The organism is Rothia aerolata (assembly GCF_014635585.1).
In the GTDB taxonomy this organism is placed as follows: Bacteria; Actinomycetota; Actinomycetes; order Actinomycetales; family Micrococcaceae; genus Rothia; species Rothia aerolata.
Genome location: NZ_BMDC01000002.1, coordinates 290,735 through 310,435, shown reverse-complemented (window position 1 = coordinate 310,435; position 19,701 = coordinate 290,735). Strand labels below are relative to the sequence as shown.

Below are 19,701 nucleotides of genomic sequence, written 5' to 3'. Positions count from 1 at the left end.
TTTTTCCTTGTTTGACCCTATTGAATCAAACACTCATGTCAACATCGGTTTTTCCCGCCCGCAGGGCAATGGCGGTGCGCATGGACTTGCGGGCGCGTTTGCGGTCGCCCGCCGCTCCGTAGAGGGTGGAGATATTGAACCAGTTTTTCCAGTTGCCAGGATCTTCCTCCAGGGGAAGGCGGAATTTCTCAAATTCAGCATCGGCTGCCGCCCGGTCTACACGCCCCGAGGCAGAGCGGGGCAGGGTGTCCTCGGGCAGTTCCCCGGCGGCGTCCATCTCCTTGGCCATCTGCTGCACTTTCGAACCAAAAATAATCTCGCGTACCATGGCCCAGCCGCCGATGAGCGGAAGCACAATCATGCCCAGCCCCAGCAGAACCGAAGCCAGCGAGGGGTCCTCCAGCAGAAAGAGACCCCGCTGAACGGTCACCACCAGGTAAAAGGTCAGGGCAGCGACCGTCAGCGCGGCAAAGGTCTTTCCCTTTCCCGTGGCCTCAACAAAAACGAAGACGGCACAGAAAGCCAGCGAGACCAGCAGAAAGAGCCTCACCGAGGCCGGCACCGGTAGCACGATAACCGTCAGTGCTACCAGTACCACCGCGATTGCGGTAAAAACCTTCAGCGACCCCATCGATTACAGGCCCAGGTAATGATCAAGGCCGTGGGTGAGACCGGGGTGCTTGGCCACCTCACGCACACCCAGCAGAACACCGGGCATAAAGGAAACCCGGTCGAAGGAGTCGTGGCGAATCACCAGCTGCTGGCCCTGGTCACCCAGCAGAATCTCCTGGGAGGCAGTCAGCCCGCGCAGGCGCACCGCGTGCACGCGCACGCCGTCTACATCGGCTCCGCGCGAGCCGCCCTGATCGGTTTCGGTAGCGTCGGGGGACGCCGCCACGCCGGCTTCAGCGCGGGCGGCGGCAATCTTGGAGGCGGTGTGGGCGGCGGTACCCGAGGGAGCGTCAACCTTATTGGGGTGGTGCATCTCAATGACCTCCACCGACTCGAAGTAGCGGGCCGCCTTGGCAGCAAACTCGGTAGCCAGAATAGCGCCGATGGCAAAGTTGGGAGCAATCAGAACACCCACCTCGGGGTGGTCTTCTAGCTTCTTGCGCAGGGTCTCGAGCTTCTCTTCACTCCAGCCGGTGGTACCGACCACCGCGTGAATACCGTGCTCCACCGCAAAGTGAACATTGGCTTCGGTCGATGAGGGAACAGTCAGATCCACCAGTACCTCGGCACCGGAGGTCACCAGCTTCTCCAGGGAATCCTCACGGGTGAGGGTGGCCACCAGCTCCATATCGTCAGCGCCCTCAACCGCCTTAACCGCCTCAGCACCCATTCGGCCGGCGGCACCAGCGATAGCGACCTTCACCACGTCTGCCATCTAAAACTCCTTCTCAGGTCTACTTGTTTGTTCACCACTCTAACCCGCCCGGCTCTCCGGAAGGAACCGAGCGCGAAACCGCCCGTAATCTGAGAACCACGGTCTAAACTTATACAGTTGCCATACATCTGTTTTGGCAGGTACCACACCCGGGTGAAAGAGGCTCCATGAATCAAGATCACGTGTTCTACTCCAGCGTTGATCCTGCAGAGGGCAGAAAGCACTTCTTCCTGAAGGGGCTAGACGGTCTGCGAGCGATTGCCGTGGCCCTCGTCTTGGTCTACCACCTCTGGCCCACGGCCCTGCCCGGCGGCATGATGGGTGTGGATATCTTCTTCGTGATCTCCGGCTTTCTCATCACCGCCCTGCTGCTGCGCGAGGGCGCCTTTACCGGCAAGATGAACATCGTGCAGTTCTGGGTGCGCCGTGCCCGCCGTCTGTTGCCCGCCATTGTGGTGCTGGTGGCGATGGTGGGAACCCTGGCCTTGCTGGTGGGCGGCGACGTCAAAGTGGGCCTGGGTCGGCAGATTCTCGGTGCCTTCACCTTCTCCTCTAACTGGCTCTACATCGCCTCGGGCAACGACTACTTCGCCGAGACTTCCCCGGAGCTCTTCACCAACTTCTGGTCGCTGGCGGTTGAAGAACAGTTCTATATCTTCTGGCCGGTTATTCTGGTTTTTGTCTTTATGTTGATCAGCCGGTGGCGCTCGCGGGTGCTGGTGCCCGCTGTACTGGCTCTTCTTTCCCTGGGCCTGGCTGCGGCTCTGGCGCTGGTGGGAACCAACCCCAGCCGAATCTACTACGGCACCGACAGCCACCTCTTTGGCCTGATGCTCGGGGTGCTCCTTGCCTTCCTTATTCCCTGGAGCATGTATCCCCCGGCGGACTCCCGCCTCTACCCCATCGTGGGCTATGGCGAAAGATGGGCGGGGGCTCTCCGCGCGGCCGCCGGCTGGCTGAGCCTCTTCGCCGTTCTTCCTCTGGCGCTGGTGCTCAACGAGCGCTCGAGCTTCCTTATGCCCTGGGGGCTCTTTCTCGCCTCTCTGCTGGCAATCGGCGTCATTCAGGCTCTTTTGGCCGACGTGCATAACCCGGCAGCTAATCTACTGCGGGCTGTGCTGAACAACCCCGTCTTTGTCTGGCTGGGTAAACGTTCCTACGGCATCTATCTCTGGCACTGGCCCCTGCACGTGCTCTCCCGCTACATCTTTGGCGCCGAAGCCAGCGCCTGGGTTCACGTGCTGGTTCTGCTCTTGACGCTGATTATCGCTGGCCTATCTTATATGTACGTTGAAGAGCCGGTGCGCAGGCTCGGTTTCCGTGGCGCACTGGCCGCCTGGGCCACCTCCATGCGCGGGGCGAAAAAGGGCGCTCCCATCGCTGCGGCAGCTGCCCTGGTGCTGACCGGTGCCGCCACCGCTGCGGCTGTTGCCACTGCCCCCACCATGACCGAGGCAGAGCGGGTTGTCGCAGATGGAGCTGCCGCTGCCCACCCGGGTAATCCCGAAGGAGCTGTGCGCATTGAGCCCTCAGACAAGCCCAGCGAGCCCGCCGACTCCCCCGAATCTGAGCAAGCTACCGAGCCTGAGAAGAAGACCCTGGCGGTCTCGATTATTGGCGATTCGGTGACCCTGGCCTCCGCCGATGCCCTACAGCAGGCCCTACCCCACGCCGTCATCGACGCCCAGGTATCGCGCATGTTAGTCAACGAGCTACCCGCCCTCGAAGAGCAGGCAGCAGACGGCACCCTCGGCGATATCGTGGTGATTTCGCTATCCACCAACTCCACCATGAGCCAACAGCAGGTGGACGAAACCATTAAGGCCCTCTCCCCTCACGGCGAGCGCCGCCTGGTCTTCGTGACCGGCCAGGCTCCGGCTAACCTCAGCTGGGTAGAGGAATCTAACGTGCTGCTGAGGCAGGCAGCCGCTGACCACCCCGAGGTTGTCTTCCTGGCGGACTGGAAGCAGGCGTCTGAGGGCCACCCCGAGTACATGGTCTCCGACGGCGTGCACCCCGAGGCTGCCGGTCAGAAGGTCTACGCGCAGACTATCGCGCAGGCGGTAGAGAAGGCGGCTGAGACTATGGACGGCGAGCTACCCGGCGACCAGCCTGACCAGCAGGCTGACCCCGCCGAGGGTGGAGCAGAAAAAAGCTCCCCGAGCGAGGAGCCCGGAGAGCCGCTGGCCCCGGCAACCGGAAAGGCCTGGTAGCCGCAGCCTCTTTATAGCTTCTTCAAAGGTCACAGAGACATCCCGAGCGCGCTGGCCAACTGGCATCGGGATGAAGCGACACGGGTGCGAGCTTGCGAGCACTCAGGAGTGAGCGGAATCGCGAAGCGTGCGTTTAAGGGAGGTTGGCCAGCGCGCTCGGGCTGGATACTTAACCTTTGATGAGGTGTCAGAGCTTACTTCACGATGGTGGTGACCATCTCTTGGCTTGCCAGGTAGGCTGCGAGATCGCGCACCTCGTCCAGGGTCACCGCACGGATTCTCTCCAGCAGCTCGTCCAGGCCGATATAGAGCCCCGAGTCCAGTTCTGCCCTGCCCAGGCGCGACATGCGGGAGCCGGCGTCCTCAGAGCCCATAATCGTCGCGCCGCCCAGCTGGCCCACCACCTTGGCAAGTTCTGCCTCGGTTAGTCCCTCGGCTGCTACCTTGGCGAACTCACCGCGCATCAGCTCCATCACCTGATCCACCTTGGCGGGCAGGCAACCGGCGTAGAGGCCGAAGTAGCCGGCGTCGGAGTAGGAGCCAGAGAAAGAGAAGGTGGAGTAGGCAAGACCGCGCTTCTCGCGAATTTCCTGGAAGAGGCGAGAGGACATTCCTCCGCCCAGGGCAGCGTTGAGCACGCTCATGGCGTAGCGGCGGTCGTCCCCGGCAATCAGGCCGGGGCAGCCCATCACGATGTTGGTCTGTTCAAAGCCTTTTTCGATGACCTTTTCGCGGGCTAGGGGCGTGGTCTGCACCCGGGATCGCACCCGGCGGTCTGCGGGCATGATGCCCTCGTGCAGGTTCCAGCCGTATTTTTCGAGCGCGGTGAGCACCAGCTCCACAATCTGGCTGTGCTCCAGGCCCCCGGCTGCGGAAATCACCAGCCGGTCGGGGGTGTAGTACTTTCGGTAGTGCTCCCAGACCTTATCGCGGGGCACCGCCTGGATCTCTTCGGGAGTGCCACCAATCGGCCGACCCAGCGGGTGCTCCCCCATCAGCTGCTGAACAAAGTTCTCGAAGGCAACGTCGGTGGGGTCATCCTGGTCCATTGCAATCTCTTCGAGGATTACCCCGCGTTCCTGCTCTAGCAGCTCGGGGTCAAGCACCGCCGAAGAAACCATATCGGCCAGGGTGTCAATCGCCATGGGTGTATCTTCGCTGAGCACCCGAGCGTAGTAGCAGGTGTGCTCCTTGGCGGTCAGGGCGTTGGACTCACCACCCACCGCGTCAAAGGCGTGGGCAATATCCAGCGCCGAGCGGGTGGTGGTTCCTTTGAAGAGCAGGTGCTCTAGAAAGTGGGTGGAGCCCAGCATACCCGGAGCCTCATCGCGGGAACCCACTCCCGCCCAAAAACCAATAGCCACAGAGTGCAGAGAGGGCATCCGCTCGGTGATAATGCGGACGCCGCCGGGAAGGATCGACCGGCGAATTTCGTTTCCTCCGGGGCCGGCCTCAAGCAGTCGCCCGGTGCGGAAATCAAGCTCACCCTCGAGGTCAGCTAGCGATAGAGACAGGGTGGTGGGCATGTATCTTCCTTTACACTTTGCATGGGAAAGGTGCGGGGCCCACCTCAGTGAGCCCCGCACCTTGAATCTAGCTCAAGAAGCTACTATTCGGAGTCTTCCTCAGATTCCTCAGCAGCGTCGTCAGCAACAACCGGAGCCAGCGAGAGCTTGCCACGGTCATCAATCTTGGTGATCTCCACCTGAACCTTCTGGCCCACGGAGACAACCTCTTCAACGTCGTTCACGCGCTTGCCGTCGTTGAGCTTGCGCAGCTCGGAGATGTGCAGCAGGCCGTCCTTACCCGGAGTCAGGGAGACGAAAGCGCCGAAGGTGGTGGTCTTGACGACGGTGCCCAGGTAGCGCTCGCCCACCTCGGGAACCTGCGGGTTAGCAATGGCGTTGATTGCTGCGCGGGCTGCCTCGGCAGAGGGGCCGTCGGTTGCGCCGATGTAGACGGTGCCGTCGTCCTCAATAGAGATATCGGTACCGGTGTCTTCCTGGATCTGGTTGATCATCTTGCCCTTGGGGCCAATGACCTCACCAATCTTGGAGACGGGCACGTTCACGGAAATCACACGGGGTGCGAAATCGCTCATCTCGTCGGGAGCATCGATAGCAGCGGTGAGCACATCGAGAATGTGCAGGCGGGCCTCGCGAGCCTGGGTCAGCGCACCGGCCAGCACAGAGGCAGGAATGCCGTCGAGCTTGGTATCCAGCTGGATAGCGGTGACGAACTCAGAGGTACCCGCCACCTTGAAGTCCATATCGCCCAGGGCGTCCTCAGCACCGAGAATATCGGTCAGCGCAGCGTAGCGGGTTTCGCCGTCCACCTCATCAGAAACCAGACCCATAGCGATACCTGCCACGGGAGCACGCAGGGGCACACCGGCGTTGAGCAGGGACAGGGTGGAGGCACAGACCGAACCCATGGAGGTTGAGCCGTTGGAGCCCAGAGCCTCAGATACCTGGCGAATCGCGTAGGGGAATTCCTCGCGGGAGGGCAGAACCGGGGTCAGAGCGCGCTCAGCCAGGGCACCGTGGCCGATTTCGCGGCGCTTGGGTGAACCCACGCGGCCGGTCTCACCGGTGGAGTAGGGCGGGAAGTTGTAGTGGTGGATGTAGCGCTTGGACTTGACCGGGTAGAGCGAATCCAGCTGCTGCTCCATCTTGAGCATGTTCAGGGTGGTTACGCCCATAATCTGGGTCTCGCCACGCTCGAAGATAGCGGAACCGTGAACTCGGGGCAGAACCTCAACCTCAGCGGTGAGCTGGCGGATATCGGTCAGGCCACGGCCGTCGATACGAACCTGCTCGGTCAGAATCCGCTGGCGCACAATGTGCTTGGTCAGGGCGTTGAAAGCCGCGTTGATTTCATCCTCGCGACCCTCGAACTCCTTGCCTTCACCGCCCAGGGCTTCAACGATTTCCTGCTGTAGATCAGCAGAGGCTTCTTCACGCTCCTGCTTACCGGCAATGGAGTAAACCTCCACTACCTTCTGCTCGGCGTACTCGCGCACAGCGGCGTCCACGTCTTCACCGTGGGAGCCGAAGGTGGGCAGATCCAGGGCGGGCTTGCCAGCCTGCTCCTTCAGTGCGTTCTGAGCATCGCAGAGAGCCTTGATGAAGGGCTTAGCTGCTTCCAGACCCTCAGCAACGATCTCCTCGGTGGGGGCGGTGCCGCCCTCTTCCTTAATGAGCTTCCAAGAGTTATCGGTAGCCTCAGCCTCAACCATCATGATGGCAACGTCTTCGCTACCGTCAGCGCGGGTTACCAGACGACCGGCAACCGCCATGTCAAAGGTTGCCTTTTCGAGCTGGGAGAACTTGGGGAAAGCTACCCACTGGCCCTCAATCAGGGCAACACGCACACCACCGATGGGGCCCGAGAAGGGCGCACCCGAAAGGGTGGTCGAAGCCGAAGCCGCGTTGATAGCCACGGTGTTGTAAATTTCATCGGGCTCAATGGTCAGCACCGAGACAACTACCTGAACCTCATTGCGCAGACCCTTCTTGAAGGCCGGGCGCAGGGGGCGGTCAATCAGGCGGGCTGCCAAAATAGCCTCGGTGGTGGGGCGACCCTCACGGCGGAAGAAGGAGCCGGGAATCTTACCGGCAGCGTACATACGCTCTTCAACATCCACGGTCAGGGGGAAGAAGTCGAAACCGTCGCGGGGGGACTTACCGATAGCGGTAGCCGAGAGCAGGGTGGTTTCGTCGTCAATGGTCACCAGCGCTGAGCCAGCGGCCTGCTTCGCCAAACGGCCGGTCTCAAAGCGCACGGTGCGCTTGCCGAACTTGCCGTTGTCAATGATTGCTTCTGCAAACTGAATTTCGGGACCTTCCAAGGTTCCTCCATTTCATCTCATTTCTACCCGCGCGAGTTCGGCAATCGATCATCGATTGGAGCACACGGCACTGCCCCGTACACTCAGGGCTAGCTCCGTAAACCGCAACCGAGGACCGCCAACCGATCACCCGCGCCGGGCAGAATATTTATAGGACCACCGGTAATTTTACCGGCTAAAACTCTTCAAATGAATGAGCGAGAGGGCGGAACCGCCAGAAAAACCAGCGGAACCGCCCTCGCAAACTCTACTTATCGACGCAGACCCAGGCGCTCAATCAGAGCACGGTAGCGTTCGATGTCAACACGCTTGAGGTAACCGAGCATGTTACGGCGACGACCAACGAGGATCATCAGACCACGACGTGAGTGGTGGTCGTGCTTGTGGAACTTCAGGTGCTCGGTCAGGTCGGTGATACGACGAGACAGAACTGCAATCTGCACCTCGGGTGAACCGGTGTCACCTTCGTGAGTTGCGTATTCCTTCATAATTTCCTGCTTGATGGCGGGATCAAGTGCCACTGTATAACTCCTAGAGTTAGTGCCGTGTTACGGCCCGATCACCATTTTTGGTGCCGGGGTGAGGGCCTAAAAGTCGGCCGCTGCAGGTGACAACCACGGACTGCAGTCACATGCGGTCTCCACTATACATGATGTTTAGTGATGTTCAGCAGGACGAACGCCACTTAAGGGCGCGCCGCTTCGGCGCCGGCGGCGTCGTCCTTCTTCCCCCTCAAAAACACCGCGTACACCACGGCAAGCAGCAGGCACCAGACCAGGCCTGCAATCAGCGCCAGCTGGGTATCTTCAAAGAAGGCGAAGAGCACCACCGCAAAAACCATAAAGGCCAGCGCCAGGTAGGAGGCAAAGGGCCAGCCGGGCACGGGAAAGTCGGTGGGGTGACTGGTTTTCTTCTTGAAAGCGATGTGGGCCAGCAGAATCATTACCCAGACCATCACGGTGGCGAAGGTGGCAACGGCCGCAACCAGCATGAAGGCGTTTTCAAAGAAGATATTGACCAGCACGCCCACCACCATGACCACGCCCATGCAGATGACAGTCATGAAGGGGGTGCCGTTCTTAGCCACCTTATTGAAAGATTTGGGGGCCATGCCTCGCTGGGCCAGGCCGTAGAGCATACGGCCGGCGGCGTAGAAGTCAGCGTTCATGGCCGAGACGGCGGCGGTAACCACCACGACGTTGAGAATGTGGGCTGCCGCGGGAATACCCAGGCCCTCAAAAATTTGCACGAAAGGCGAGGTCTCCCCCGAAATCTCGTGCCAGGGGTAGAGGGACATAATGACTGCCAGGGTCAGAATATAGAAGAGCAGAATACGTACCGGCAGGGTGTTGATTGCCTTAGGAATAGAGACCTTGGGATTTTCTGTCTCCCCCGCGGCGATGCCCACGGTTTCCACGCCGCCGAAAGCAAACATGACCACGGTAAAGCAGGCGAGGAAGCCGGTGATGCCGTGGGGGAAGAAGCCGCCTTCGTCCCAGAGGTTGGTGACCGAGGGCTGAATGTCGCCGCCGGTCATGGTGGCGCCAAAGATGAGTAGGATGACGCCGCCGGCGATCATGGCGATGATGGCGGCGACCTTAATGAGGGTCATCCAGAATTCAGTCTCACCAAAGGCCTTGACCTTGGAGAGGTTAATGGCAAGAATCACCAAAATCAGGCTGGAAATCCAGACCCAGCTGGGAGTGGTGGGAAACCACAGTTTCATGTAGGTGGCAAAGGCGGTCACGTCTGCAATGGCAACAAAGGCCATTTCCAGCGCGAAAGTCCAGCCTGTAACGAAACCGGCTCCCCTGCCCAAATAGAGGGTGGCGTACTCGGAAAAAGAGCCCGCCACCGGGTGGGCCAGAGCCATCTCACCCATCGCCCGCATCACCATAAAGACGGCGGCACCGCCGATCACGTAGGCCAGCAAAACGGAGGGCCCCGCCAGCTGAATAGCCGAAGCTGAACCGTAGAAGAGGCCGGTGCCAATGGCTGAGCCCAGTGCGATAAAGAGTACGTGCCGGAGGGTGAGGCCACGCTTGAGGGCTCGGTGCTCGGCCATATGCTGGGCTTCAGTCTGTGCGAGGGATGAACCCTGTCTCTGAGCCGGCCGGTCGCCGGTCAAGCGTGACTTTTCTGCCATTGTCTACCACCATCTGTTGAATTGCTGTCTAGGTCAAAGATTACCTGCTGACAGCGGGCAGGGCGAAACGGGCCCCTCCCCCTGCTCAGAAGCCGGCTCCTGACGGAGAGGGGCGGGCAGGTTACTTCTTCGGGCCGCCAAAAGCCAGCGAAGCAGCCGCGGTTGCTCCGGTGACGGTCAGCACCGAGGGCCAAGCGCCAATTTTCTTAGCCAGCGCGTGGGAGTAGCCAAAGGCACCCAGGTAAACGCCGGTCAGAGCGGCGGCTACACCGGCACCGCGGTTGGCCTTCCAGCCGCAAAATGCTGCGGCGCCTCCGGCAGCCAGGCCAATGCCACCCACAGCGCGAACACCGGTGATACGGGCCAGAGAATAGCCACCAATCAAACCTGCGGTTGCTGAAGCGGTAGGAACAAGAGCGTTCATGATCATCCTTTCTAGTTAACCGCTCTCACCTTAGACCCGCTCTCCGAAAGAAAGCTGAAAATTCAACAAAATTACGACACAGTAACGTGGCTAGCCCGGCAGGGCAAATGTGCGAAAGAATAGTAAGTATGACTGATACACAGAAAACCAACGTTGAATCGTTCGATCTTGACCACACCGCGGTTGCAGCCCCCTACGTTCGCGTGGCCGGCCGCAAAGAGGTTGCCCCCGGTGTGGAGCTGGTGAAATACGATGTGCGCTTTACCCAGCCCAACAAGGCTCACCTGGGCATGAAGGCAATCCATTCTATTGAGCACATGACCGCCCACCACATGCGCAACCACACCGATGCCCTCATCGATTTTTCGCCCATGGGCTGCCAGACCGGCTTCTACGCGCTCACCCAGGGGCTCGAGCCCGAAGAATTCTTCCCCATCCTAGAGAAAACCATGCAGGATCTTCTCGACGCTGACGAGGTTCCCGCTGCTAATGAGGTTCAGTGCGGCTGGGGTGCCAACCACTCTCTGGAAGAAGCCCAGACTGCCGTGCGGGACTTCCTTGCTCAGCGTGATAGCTGGGAGAAGGTGATGGCCTAGTGTCCCTGCCCACTTTCAATGCTGAGGCTATTGTTCAGGTAGCTATGGACGAAGAGGCCGCCCCCTTCTTCGACCTCACCGATTCCGCCGGAGAAACCTTCACCTTTGGCCTGGCCCAGTTCTACCCACGCCTGTACACAAGCGGCGAGCGGGAACTGAAGATTCTGCTGGTTCGCTCGAAGATCGGCCTGGTCAATGCCGCCGCCGCGATCACCGCCGCCCTGCAGGTAGCCCCGGCACCCGCCGTCGTCGTCTCTGCCGGTACCGCGGGCGGGCTGCGCGCCGACGTCAACGTGGGCGACATCGCCCTGGGCACTGACTACACCTACACCGACGCCGACGCCACCGCCTTTGGCTACGCGCGCGGGCAGGTGCCCGGTATGCCCGAGCGCTTCTCGACCCCGGCTTTTCTGCAGGACGTCGCCGCGGCGGTTGCCGCCGACTATACAGAAGGTGCCGCCCACCGGGGCACCATGCTGGCCGGCGGCTCCTTTGTGACAGCCCACAATGTGGCAGATACCCGGGAGGTTTTCCCGCAGGCAGTCTCCACCGACATGGAAACCACCGCAATTGCTCAGGTCTGCGAGTCGGTGGGTATTCCCTTTATCGCAGCCCGCGGTATCTCGGACTTGTGCGGCCCCGCGGCGGACCAAGACTTCCACCTGGGAGTCGATATCGTGGGCCCGCGTTCAGCCCGGGCAGCCCTGCGAATTATTGAAGAAGTCACTCAAAAGTAAAGGAAAAATCATGCAGAACCATACCCTGCGCGACGGCAAGAGCATTCCGCCCATCGGTCTGGGAACCTACGGGCTCAAGGGCTCAGAGGGCGAAGTAGTCATCGGCGAGGCAATCCGCGCCGGCTACCGCCTGATTGATACCGCCGTGCGCTACGAGAATGAAGAAACCGTGGGTAACGCGGTAAATCGCTCGGGCGTTGACCGCGAGGAACTCTTCGTGGCCACTAAGGTTCCCGGCGCCGACCACGGTTTTGACGCCGCCATTGAATCGGTGCGCGGCTCGCTGGAACGCATGAAGCTGGACTACCTTGACCTGGTACTAATCCACTGGCCCAACCCCTCGCAGAATAAGTACGTTGATACCTGGCGCGGTCTTATCTCTGCCCGCGACGAGGGCCTGGTCAAGTCCATCGGCGTCTCCAACTTTCTGCCCGAGCACCTTGACCGCCTCATCGAAGAAACCGGTGAGACCCCGGTAGTCAACCAGGTGGAACTCAACCCCTACTTCCAGCAGGAGACCCTGCGCGACTACAACTACCAGAAGGCCATTCTCACCGAGTGCTGGGCTCCCCTGGGCCGCAAGACCGACCTGCTACAGAGTCAGACTCTGGCAGACATCGCCAAGGAAACCGGCAAGACCATCGCCCAGGTTATCCTGCGCTGGGAGGTTCAGAACAACCTGTTGCCCATTCCCAAGTCATCGAACATTGACCGGCTGCGCGCCAACCTGGAGGTCTTTGACTGGGAACTCTCGGACGATCACATGGAGCAAATCCGAATGCTCAACACCGGGAATTCGGGCTTCGGGTTTGACCCGCGCGACCACGAGGAGTTCTAAGGACGCCGCGGTGGCAGCTCGGTGTCTGATTCCATCTGTTGCGTCAGGCTCGGGGAGCTCCTAGCGCCTGATTTTCAGAGGACAACGTTGGGTCACGGGAAAACGCTCGGCGCCTGCTTCCCTCGCTCCACTGGAGGGCGCTGAGCGCCCTCGGGTAGAGCTCAGTCCAGACGGCGCTGCCGCGTTTCCCCGCTCCCCGCGGAGAGCCGCTGGCGGAAGGGCACGGGGAGCTCCGACGCGCCGTATGGACTGAACCCCGCCTACGATCGCTCTGCGATCGCGGGCGGGGTGAGGGAATCAGGCGCTAGGAGCTTCTCGCGACCTGCGCAAACCTAATCGGAAGCAGGCACCGAGCTTTTCCCGCACAAAGCGAACTATTCGGAGTCGAGGCCGAGCAGGCGCTTAGCGTCGTCCACGTCCTGGTTCATCTGTTCAATCAGCGCCTCCACCCCGGTGTAGGCAACCATGGGGCGAAGGTGGTGTGTGAATTCCAGGGAGACTTTCTGCCCGTAGAGGTTGAAGTTTTCTACCGGCTCTTCGGGGCGGCCAATCACGTGGGCTTCTACCGTGCGGCGGTTGACGCCCTCAAAGGTGGGGTTGGTGCCTACCGAGGTGGCTACCGGGTGGCGGGTGCCGTTTTCGTCAATGAGCCAGCCCGCGTAGACGCCGTCCGCCGGTACGTAGCCGCTGGAGTCGAAAGCCATGTTGGCGGTGGGAAAGCCCAGTTCTCTGCCGCGGGCTTCGCCGTGGATGATTTCGCCGGTCATCAGGTGGGGCCGGCCCAGTAGGCGGCCTGCCTCTTCTACGTTTCCGGCTTCGAGTAGCTCGCGGATGCGGGTGGATGAGGTGCGGTGGGTTTCATCTGCCATGAGGTCTGCAATGGCTACCACGGTAAAGCCGTACTTTTCTCCCAGCTGCTGCATGGTGGAGAGGTCGCCGGAGTTCTTGTGGCCGAAGCGGACGTCGTCGCCGATAACCACGTAGCGGGCGTTCAGGGTTTCTACCAGAACAGAGCGCACGAACTCTTCGGGGCTCTGCCGGGAAAATTCGAGGGTGTAGTGGATGAGCAGGTAGCAGTCGAGGCCGAGTTCCCGAAAGAAGCGCTGGCGGTCTTGCTGGCCCATAATCTCGATGTGGGCTGATTCTGGCCGGTGCACCTGCGAGGGGTGGGGGTCAAAGGAGATAGCTGCCGAGACCAGCTTGTTCTCGCGGGCCAGCCGCACCACGGTACCCAAAACCTCGGCGTGGCCGGTGTGCACGCCGTCAAAGTTACCTATGGTCACCACCGAGGGCCCAAAATCGGCGGGCACCTCACTGAGTTCTCGGTACAGTTCCACGTTTCTCCTTATTCAGGGTTCGCTCCCATATTACGCACTAAACTGCCTCGGCGCAGAATTTATGTGGTGGATAATGTGTAGCGGATAATGGGGCATCGCATCAATCAACTGGCATCGGGGCTGGCGTTTAAGGGAGGTTGATTGATGCGATGCCCCATGAAAAACTCTCACTGAGCCAACGAGGCTTTGCGGGTATGGAAGAGCCACCACAGGCCCACAATGGGCAGCACCAGCGGCACATAGCCGTAGCCCTGGCCGAAGTGAGACCAGACAGATGCCAGCGGAAAGAGCTCTGGCCTGATGAAAGAGAAAATTCCCACACCAATCACGCCCACCAGCTCAACCGAGAGCGCTGCCGTTGCGATTTTCCAAGAAACGGCGTCTTTCTTGGCGAGAAAGACCGTTGCCACAATATAGATCACCGCTGAAATAGCTGAGAGGGTAATCGATACCGGTGCTTCGTCAAAGCGGCGGAGCAACTGGTAGGCGGCCCGGGCTCCTGCGGAGAGGGAGAAAATCCAGTAGATAACAATGAGCAGGCGGCCAAAGCCGGTGTTCTTGCGCTGCGCGGAGGGCGCCATAGCAGTCTCTTTCTAGTTGTAGTAGTACCAAATCACGTTCATGCGCTGAACCATTACAATCAGCACCGGTCCCACCAGGGCGAGAATCAGGGTGCCCCAGCAGGATTTTTCGCTCAGCGACCAGGTAACGGCTCCGGCTGGAATCACCATGGCGGTCAGCAGGTAGCCGTAGTATTCAAGCCAGTCACCACTGGGGCCATCGGTGAGAATTTGCATCACGATGGAGCCGATGAAGTAGATAAACAGCCATGTCTGCAGAACAATGGCCGAGCCCTGGGAGATATCGTTGGGCGCCCGGCCCCGCAGAAACTGCCAGAAACTGGCAAGGAAAGCTAACCCGCCCAGCAGGCAGGTTAGCCAGAACCAGAGGTCGTAACCAGCAATCATTCTGTCTCTCCAAAGGTCTGTCCGGCTTCAAAAACGAGCTCGGGCGCGGCGAGGTAGCTACCGCGGAAGGTCGTGTTCTTGGTCAGGGCAACCAGTCTGCCGTCCGGAGCGTAGGCGGCGTGGACGGCGTCGCTGGGCTGATCTGCCTCCGGCGACTGAGCGCCGGTTGGGTTGTGGGTGATACGACGGCCGTTGGAGAGGTCGGTTGCCTCGGCGGCAGTCAGCTGCCGCACGGCGAAGAGCCGGGTAGCGGCGTCCTCCAGCGAAAGCATCGGCAGCTCCCCCAGCTCGCCCTTCAGCGCTTCGAGAGCCTCGAGGGTCAGCGCTTTCTCTTCGGTGATTTCACCGATTCGGGTACGGCGCAGGGCGGTCAGGTGACCGCCAATGCCCAGTTTCTCTCCCAAATCGCGGGCCAGGGCGCGGATGTAGGTGCCCGAGGAGCAGGAGACGGTCACGCGACAGTCAATAGCGGCTCCCTGCGGTGTCTCCACCCGGTCGATAGAGTGCACGCTGAACTCTGAGATAGTCACGGGGCGGGGCTCAAGTTTGACCTCTTCACCGCCGCGCACTTTGGCGTAGGAGCGCACACCGTTGACCTTAATGGCTGAGACCGACGAGGGAACCTGCATGATGTCGCCGGTCAGTTCGGCAACGTGCTCAGCAATCTGGCTCTCGGTCACAGCCGCTACGGCATCGGCGGAGGCTAGCGCGGTGAACTCGCCCTCGGCGTCGTCGGTGACCGTAGCCTGGCCCAGGCGCATGGTTGCCGTGTAGGTCTTGGACTCCCCCACAATGTAGGTCAGCAGCTTGGTTGCTTTGCCAATCCCCAGAATCAGCACACCGGTTGCCATGGGATCGAGGGTACCGGCGTGGCCGACCTTGCGGGTCTGCGCCAGGCGACGGAGCTGAGAGACGACGTCGTGGCTGGTGATACCCGCTGGTTTATCGACCACCACCAGCCCCGAGGGGCCTGAATGTGCTTTCTTAGCCACTACGCTTCGTCGGCCTCGTCTTCAGAGGGCTTCTTATAGGGGTCAGCCTCACCGGCGTAGGTGGCGCCGGCAGAGGCCTCGGCCAGTTCTTCGTCGCGGGCCTTGGTCTTGCGCAGGAGGTCCTCGATGTGGGCGGCGTTGACGGGCACCTCATCGGGAACGAAGGTCAGGGTGGGGGTCAGGCGGGTGGTGATGTTTTTGCCCACCTCAGAGCGCAGAATGCCCTTGGCGGATTCGAGGGCGGCCTTGGTGGAGGTCTGTTCCTCGGCGGTGCCGTAGACCGTGTAATAGACGGTGGCGTGCTGGAGGTCGTTGGTGACGCGGGCGTCGGTGACGGTGATGAAACCCAAACGGGGATCTTTGACGCGGCGTTCGAGTGCCTGGGCAACAATTACTTTGATGCGGTCGGCGAGGCGGGCTGCGCGAGCCGGATCGGCCATGGTTTCTCCTTGAGATTGATTGAAAACGTACTTGGTCACCAGTCTACCAACCGGTGAAGGTATGCGAGGGCGGACGACGGGCGGTAGCTTGAGTGGGCGGCGGGCGGTCGACTGGCATCGGGGCTGGCGTTTAAGGGAGGTCGAGCGACCGCCGCCCGCGAAAGCATGAACTACAACAGCTTTCTCAGTAGCCCACACGTCAGAGGGCGGGCTAGCACACGCCAGCCCGCCCTCAAACGCGTTAGCTCATTAGCCTAGACGCGGGGCTTCTCGCGAAGCTCCCAGGTCTCGATGATGTCGCCTTCCTTGATGTCGTTGAAGGAACCGAGGCCGATACCGCACTCGTAGCCTTCGCGAACCTCAGTGGCGTCGTCCTTGAAGCGGCGCAGGGACTCGATGGTCAGGTTGTCCTGAACCACGTTGCCGTCGCGTACCAGGCGGGCCTTGGCGTTGCGCTTGATGATGCCCGAGCGAACGATCGAACCGGCGATGTTACCCCACTTGGAGGAGCGGAATACTTCGCGGATCTCGGCGGAACCAAGGTCAACCTCTTCGTATTCGGGCTTGAGCATACCCTTGACAGCTGCCTCGACCTCTTCGATGGCGCGGTAGATCACGGAGTAGAACTTCATTTCTACTCCCTCGCGCTCAGCGACCTCAGCCACGCGCTCGGCCGGGCGAACGTTGAAGCCGATGATGACGGCGTTATCAACGGTTGCCAGGTTCACGTCGTTCTGGGTGATAGCGCCAACGCCGCGGTGGATAACGCGGATCTGAACTTCGTCGCCACCGGCGTCGATCTTCATGATGGACTCTTCCAAAGCTTCCACAGCACCGGAGGCGTCGCCCTTGATGATCAGGTTGAGGGTGTCCATGTTGCCCTCAGCCACGGCGGCATCGAAGGATTCCAGGGTCACGCGCTTGCGGCGCTTGGCCAGCTGGGCGTTGCGGTCTGCTGCCTCACGCTTTTCAGCGATCTGGCGGGCAGTGCGCTCTTCTTCGGTGGAGAGGAAGGTGTCGCCTGCGCGGGGCACGGTGGAGAGACCCAGCACCTGAACGGGGCGGGAGGGGCCAGCAGACTCGACTGCCTGGCCGTTCTCGTCGAACATTGCACGCACGCGGCCGTGGGCCACACCGGCAACGATAGCGTCGCCAACGTGCAAGGTACCGGACTGCACCAGAACGGTGGAGACGGCGCCGCGGCCCTTATCGAGGTTGGCTTCGATTGCAACACCGCGGGCTTCCTTATTGGGGTTAGCCTTCAACTCCAGGGCACCGTCTGCGGTCAGGCAGATTGCCTCGAGCAGTTCGTCGATATTCAGGCCCTGACGAGCTGAAACGTCAATGAACATGGTGTCGCCACCGTACTCTTCGGGAACCAGACCGTATTCGGTCAGCTGGCCGCGAATCTTATCGGGCGATGCGCCTTCCTTATCGATCTTGTTCACCGCAACCACAATCGGCACGTCTGCTGCCTGGGCGTGGTTGAGCGCTTCGACGGTCTGGGGCATCACGCCGTCGTCCGCAGCAACCACGAGCACCGCAATATCGGTGACCTTGGCACCGCGGGCACGCATGGCGGTGAAGGCCTCGTGACCGGGGGTATCGATGAAGGTAATCTTGCGGTCTTCACCCTCAACGGTGGTGTGAATCTGGTAAGCACCGATGTGCTGGGTAATGCCACCGGCTTCGCCCTCAATCACGTTGGTGTTACGGATTGCATCGAGCAGGCGGGTCTTACCGTGGTCAACGTGACCCATCACGGTCACTACCGGCGGGCGGAATTCCAGAACGTCGTCGTCTTCGTTCTCGGCCTCGGCCTCAAGGTCAATGTCGAAGGATTCGAGCAGCTCGCGCTCCTCGTCCTCGGGAGAGACAATAACCACCTTGTAGCCCAGCTCAGCACCGAGAAGCTCGAAGGTTTCTTCGTCCAGCGACTGGGTCTGGGTAGCCATTTCACCCAGGTGGAAGAGCACGGTAATCAGCGATGCGGGGTTTGCATTGATCTTCTCTGCAAAGTCCATGATCGATGCACCGCGGCGCATGCGAATCTGGGTCTCGCCGTCGCCGCGGGGAACAACTACGCCACCTACTGAAGGTGCCTGCAGCTGCTCCTGCTCGCGGCGCTTAGCTGCCTTGGACTTCTTGCCTCGCTTGCCGCCACCGCGGCCGAAAGCGCCCTGGGCATTGCCGCGACCGCCACCGGGGCCACCACGACCGGGGCCACGGTTGAAGCCACCACCGGGGCCACCACGGCGCGGACCGTTGCCGCCGCCGTTGCCACCGCGACCACCCGAAGGTGCGCCGCCACCTACGTTGGCGCTCATCTTGGGCATCATGTTGGGTGAGGGGCGGTTGCCGCCACCTGCGGGACGGGGCGCGTTGTTACGCTCGCCGCTGTTACCACCGGGGCGGGGGCCGCCCTGCGAAGCGTTAGCGGGGCGCTGGTTGCGACCGCCTGCGGGGCGGGGCGCGCCGTTGTTGCCACCGGGGCGGGGACCACCCTGGCCACCGCGCTGGTTACGACCACCGGGGCGGGGGCCGCCGGAGCGCTCGTTACGGTTGCCGCCGTCATTGCGCTTACCCATGCCCTGGGAGGTTGCAAAGGGGTTATTACCGGGGCGGGGGCCGGGCTTAGCACCGGGCTTGGGTGCTGCCGGCTTGGGAGCAGCTGCGCCGGGCTTAGGAGCCACGGGCTTGGGCGCTGCTGCACCGGGCTTGGGCGCAGGCTTAGCTGCATCGCCGGTGGAGAAAGGATTGTTGCCGGGGCGGGGGCCGCTCTTGGGGGCAGGCTTAGGTGCTGCGGGCTTTTCAGCCGAGCCGGACGCCGCGGGGGCGGGCTTGGGCGCAGCGGCGGCTGCACCGGGCTTAGGAGCGTTCGCGCCGGGCTTGGGGGCAGCGGGCTTAGCCGCTGGCTTGGGAGCAGGCTTAGATTCAGCCTGGGCCGGAGCTGACTCAGCAGCTGCTGATTCGGCCTTGGGGAAAGCTGCTCGCAGTTTCTTTTCTACGGGCGGCTCAACGGTTGAAGAAGCGCCCTTGACGAACTCGCCAAGGTCTTTCAGCTTTGCGAGCGCTTCTTTAGACGTAATTCCGAGATCTTTCGCAATCTCGTGTACGCGGGGCTTTGCCACATTTCTCCTGTCCTGGCTCGCACCAGGACGGTGCGAACCTTCAGTACTTGAGATGAATAGGCAGGTACCGGGGCACGGTTCTACCTAATTTTTTGCCGGTGTGTGAGCACAGGTTGGTACTCATCGTGCGGCACTCATTGGGTTTCCATCAGTTTTCTGACTCGCTTTCGAAAATACAAAGTCGTCAAACTAGTTGACTTACATGGGTTCGCCTGGCCTTCTGCCCTGGGGCAGACGGGAACCACCTCGATTGACCCTATGCTTTGATCACCGGGAGTGAATCGAGTGTGAGTTCGGTGGCGTTGACCCGGGTTCGGAAGGCCCTGTTGAAAGCACCCTTCTTGAGGGCGTTTTCCAGGCAGGTGGAATCGTTGTGAATCCAGGCTCCTCGACCGGGTCGGTCTCGTAGGTGGTCAACCACCGCTCGGGTCTGCCCCGCTTCGGTAGTTTCGCACGCTATTCTGACAAGTTTTCTTTGGTCGGTTACTTCTTTACAGCCGATGCAGGTGCGTTGGGGAACGTTCAGGGTTGCCCCTCCTTTTCTGCTGTTTCAGGGCACAGTAGTGCCACAGAGGTATCGACTGTCTGTGAAGCCTACCCTCCAGTCTATCCTTTTTCAGGGTGGCTAGCGCAAGTAAGTGA

General features: G+C 61.0%; 18 protein-coding genes. 4 read left to right on the top strand and 14 right to left on the bottom strand.

Going from position 1 to position 19,701, the window contains the following annotated elements; genetic code table 11:
* Window positions 1-25: 25 nt before the first annotated feature.
* The gene (locus IEV00_RS07595) at window positions 26-631 is read right to left on the bottom strand and encodes a hypothetical protein (protein ID WP_229723134.1); all 606 of its coding nucleotides are present in this window, start codon (window positions 629-631) and stop codon (window positions 26-28) included.
* A 3-nt stretch (window positions 632-634) separates the two neighbouring features.
* Window positions 635-1,387 (bottom strand): 4-hydroxy-tetrahydrodipicolinate reductase, encoded by a 753-nt coding sequence (gene dapB, locus IEV00_RS07590; protein ID WP_188359745.1) that lies wholly within the window; start codon window positions 1,385-1,387, stop codon window positions 635-637.
* A 167-nt stretch (window positions 1,388-1,554) separates the two neighbouring features.
* Here dapB and IEV00_RS07585 point away from each other — a divergent pair, with 167 nt between their 5' ends.
* Complete coding sequence (locus IEV00_RS07585) at window positions 1,555-3,600, top strand: acyltransferase family protein (RefSeq protein ID WP_188359744.1); 2,046 nt, start codon at window positions 1,555-1,557, stop codon at window positions 3,598-3,600.
* A 194-nt stretch (window positions 3,601-3,794) separates the two neighbouring features.
* Here the strand turns inward: IEV00_RS07585 and IEV00_RS07580 are convergent, their stop codons facing one another.
* The 5 genes from IEV00_RS07580 to IEV00_RS07560 form a co-directional block, all read right to left on the bottom strand.
* Window positions 3,795-5,126: a M16 family metallopeptidase gene (locus tag IEV00_RS07580; RefSeq protein ID WP_188359743.1), complete on the bottom strand. Its 1,332-nt coding sequence runs from the start codon at window positions 5,124-5,126 to the stop codon at window positions 3,795-3,797.
* 83 nt (window positions 5,127-5,209) lie between these two features.
* The gene (locus tag IEV00_RS07575) at window positions 5,210-7,450 is read right to left on the bottom strand and encodes a polyribonucleotide nucleotidyltransferase (RefSeq protein WP_188359742.1); all 2,241 of its coding nucleotides are present in this window, start codon (window positions 7,448-7,450) and stop codon (window positions 5,210-5,212) included.
* Between the two features lie 251 nt (window positions 7,451-7,701).
* Window positions 7,702-7,971, bottom strand: a complete 270-nt coding sequence (rpsO, locus tag IEV00_RS07570; RefSeq protein ID WP_188359741.1) for a 30S ribosomal protein S15 — start codon at window positions 7,969-7,971, stop codon at window positions 7,702-7,704.
* A 164-nt stretch (window positions 7,972-8,135) separates the two neighbouring features.
* Window positions 8,136-9,515, bottom strand: a complete 1,380-nt coding sequence (locus tag IEV00_RS07565; RefSeq protein ID WP_188359832.1) for an amino acid permease — start codon at window positions 9,513-9,515, stop codon at window positions 8,136-8,138.
* A 202-nt stretch (window positions 9,516-9,717) separates the two neighbouring features.
* Window positions 9,718-10,020, bottom strand: a complete 303-nt coding sequence (locus IEV00_RS07560; protein WP_188359740.1) for a hypothetical protein — start codon at window positions 10,018-10,020, stop codon at window positions 9,718-9,720.
* Between the two features lie 128 nt (window positions 10,021-10,148).
* On the opposite strand from IEV00_RS07560, the gene IEV00_RS07555 reads away from it, so the two are divergent.
* The 3 genes from IEV00_RS07555 to IEV00_RS07545 are packed head-to-tail and all read left to right on the top strand — an operon-like array spanning window position 10,149 to window position 12,191.
* Complete coding sequence (locus IEV00_RS07555; RefSeq protein ID WP_188359739.1) at window positions 10,149-10,616, top strand: S-ribosylhomocysteine lyase; 468 nt, start codon at window positions 10,149-10,151, stop codon at window positions 10,614-10,616.
* Complete coding sequence (gene mtnN, locus IEV00_RS07550; protein WP_229723133.1) at window positions 10,616-11,353, top strand: 5'-methylthioadenosine/S-adenosylhomocysteine nucleosidase; 738 nt, start codon at window positions 10,616-10,618, stop codon at window positions 11,351-11,353. The genes IEV00_RS07555 and mtnN overlap by 1 nt, the downstream gene beginning before the upstream one ends.
* Window positions 11,354-11,363: 10 nt before the next feature.
* The gene (locus IEV00_RS07545; protein WP_188359738.1) at window positions 11,364-12,191 is read left to right on the top strand and encodes an aldo/keto reductase; all 828 of its coding nucleotides are present in this window, start codon (window positions 11,364-11,366) and stop codon (window positions 12,189-12,191) included.
* 374 nt (window positions 12,192-12,565) lie between these two features.
* Here IEV00_RS07545 and IEV00_RS07540 read toward each other — a convergent pair whose 3' ends face one another.
* From IEV00_RS07540 to IEV00_RS07510, 7 genes are all read right to left on the bottom strand, one after another.
* Window positions 12,566-13,528, bottom strand: a complete 963-nt coding sequence (locus IEV00_RS07540; RefSeq protein ID WP_188359737.1) for a bifunctional riboflavin kinase/FAD synthetase — start codon at window positions 13,526-13,528, stop codon at window positions 12,566-12,568.
* 167 nt (window positions 13,529-13,695) lie between these two features.
* A complete protein-coding gene (locus IEV00_RS07535; RefSeq protein WP_188359736.1) occupies window positions 13,696-14,109 on the bottom strand; it encodes a hypothetical protein in 414 nt (137 codons plus the stop codon).
* A gap of 12 nt (window positions 14,110-14,121) precedes the next feature.
* Window positions 14,122-14,496 (bottom strand): hypothetical protein, encoded by a 375-nt coding sequence (locus IEV00_RS07530; protein ID WP_188359735.1) that lies wholly within the window; start codon window positions 14,494-14,496, stop codon window positions 14,122-14,124.
* Window positions 14,493-15,488: a tRNA pseudouridine(55) synthase TruB gene (gene truB, locus IEV00_RS07525; RefSeq protein ID WP_188359734.1), complete on the bottom strand. Its 996-nt coding sequence runs from the start codon at window positions 15,486-15,488 to the stop codon at window positions 14,493-14,495. Before truB ends, IEV00_RS07530 begins: the two co-directional genes overlap by 4 nt.
* Entirely contained in the window at window positions 15,488-15,928 is a 441-nt protein-coding gene (gene rbfA, locus IEV00_RS07520; RefSeq protein WP_188359733.1) for a 30S ribosome-binding factor RbfA, read from the bottom strand. Before rbfA ends, truB begins: the two co-directional genes overlap by 1 nt.
* Before the next feature lie 254 nt (window positions 15,929-16,182).
* Window positions 16,183-19,059, bottom strand: a complete 2,877-nt coding sequence (gene infB / locus IEV00_RS07515; RefSeq protein WP_188359732.1) for a translation initiation factor IF-2 — start codon at window positions 19,057-19,059, stop codon at window positions 16,183-16,185.
* A 256-nt stretch (window positions 19,060-19,315) separates the two neighbouring features.
* Window positions 19,316-19,561: a YlxR family protein gene (locus IEV00_RS07510; protein ID WP_268234172.1), complete on the bottom strand. Its 246-nt coding sequence runs from the start codon at window positions 19,559-19,561 to the stop codon at window positions 19,316-19,318.
* Between the last annotated feature and the right edge of the window lie 140 nt (window positions 19,562-19,701).

What these genes read in the sequence shown, in the direction of transcription:
- IEV00_RS07595 (WP_229723134.1), bottom strand. Translation starts at nt 631, where the DNA reads ATGGGGTCGCTGAAGGTTTTTACCGCAATCGCGGTGGTACTGGTAGCA.
- dapB (WP_188359745.1), bottom strand. Translation starts at nt 1,387, where the DNA reads ATGGCAGACGTGGTGAAGGTCGCTATCGCTGGTGCCGCCGGCCGAATG.
- IEV00_RS07585 (WP_188359744.1), top strand. Translation starts at nt 1,555, where the DNA reads ATGAATCAAGATCACGTGTTCTACTCCAGCGTTGATCCTGCAGAGGGC.
- IEV00_RS07580 (WP_188359743.1), bottom strand. Translation starts at nt 5,126, where the DNA reads ATGCCCACCACCCTGTCTCTATCGCTAGCTGACCTCGAGGGTGAGCTT.
- IEV00_RS07565 (WP_188359832.1), bottom strand. Translation starts at nt 9,515, where the DNA reads ATGGCCGAGCACCGAGCCCTCAAGCGTGGCCTCACCCTCCGGCACGTA.
- IEV00_RS07560 (WP_188359740.1), bottom strand. Translation starts at nt 10,020, where the DNA reads ATGAACGCTCTTGTTCCTACCGCTTCAGCAACCGCAGGTTTGATTGGT.
- IEV00_RS07555 (WP_188359739.1), top strand. Translation starts at nt 10,149, where the DNA reads ATGACTGATACACAGAAAACCAACGTTGAATCGTTCGATCTTGACCAC.
- IEV00_RS07545 (WP_188359738.1), top strand. Translation starts at nt 11,364, where the DNA reads ATGCAGAACCATACCCTGCGCGACGGCAAGAGCATTCCGCCCATCGGT.
- IEV00_RS07535 (WP_188359736.1), bottom strand. Translation starts at nt 14,109, where the DNA reads ATGGCGCCCTCCGCGCAGCGCAAGAACACCGGCTTTGGCCGCCTGCTC.
- IEV00_RS07530 (WP_188359735.1), bottom strand. Translation starts at nt 14,496, where the DNA reads ATGATTGCTGGTTACGACCTCTGGTTCTGGCTAACCTGCCTGCTGGGC.
- rbfA (WP_188359733.1), bottom strand. Translation starts at nt 15,928, where the DNA reads ATGGCCGATCCGGCTCGCGCAGCCCGCCTCGCCGACCGCATCAAAGTA.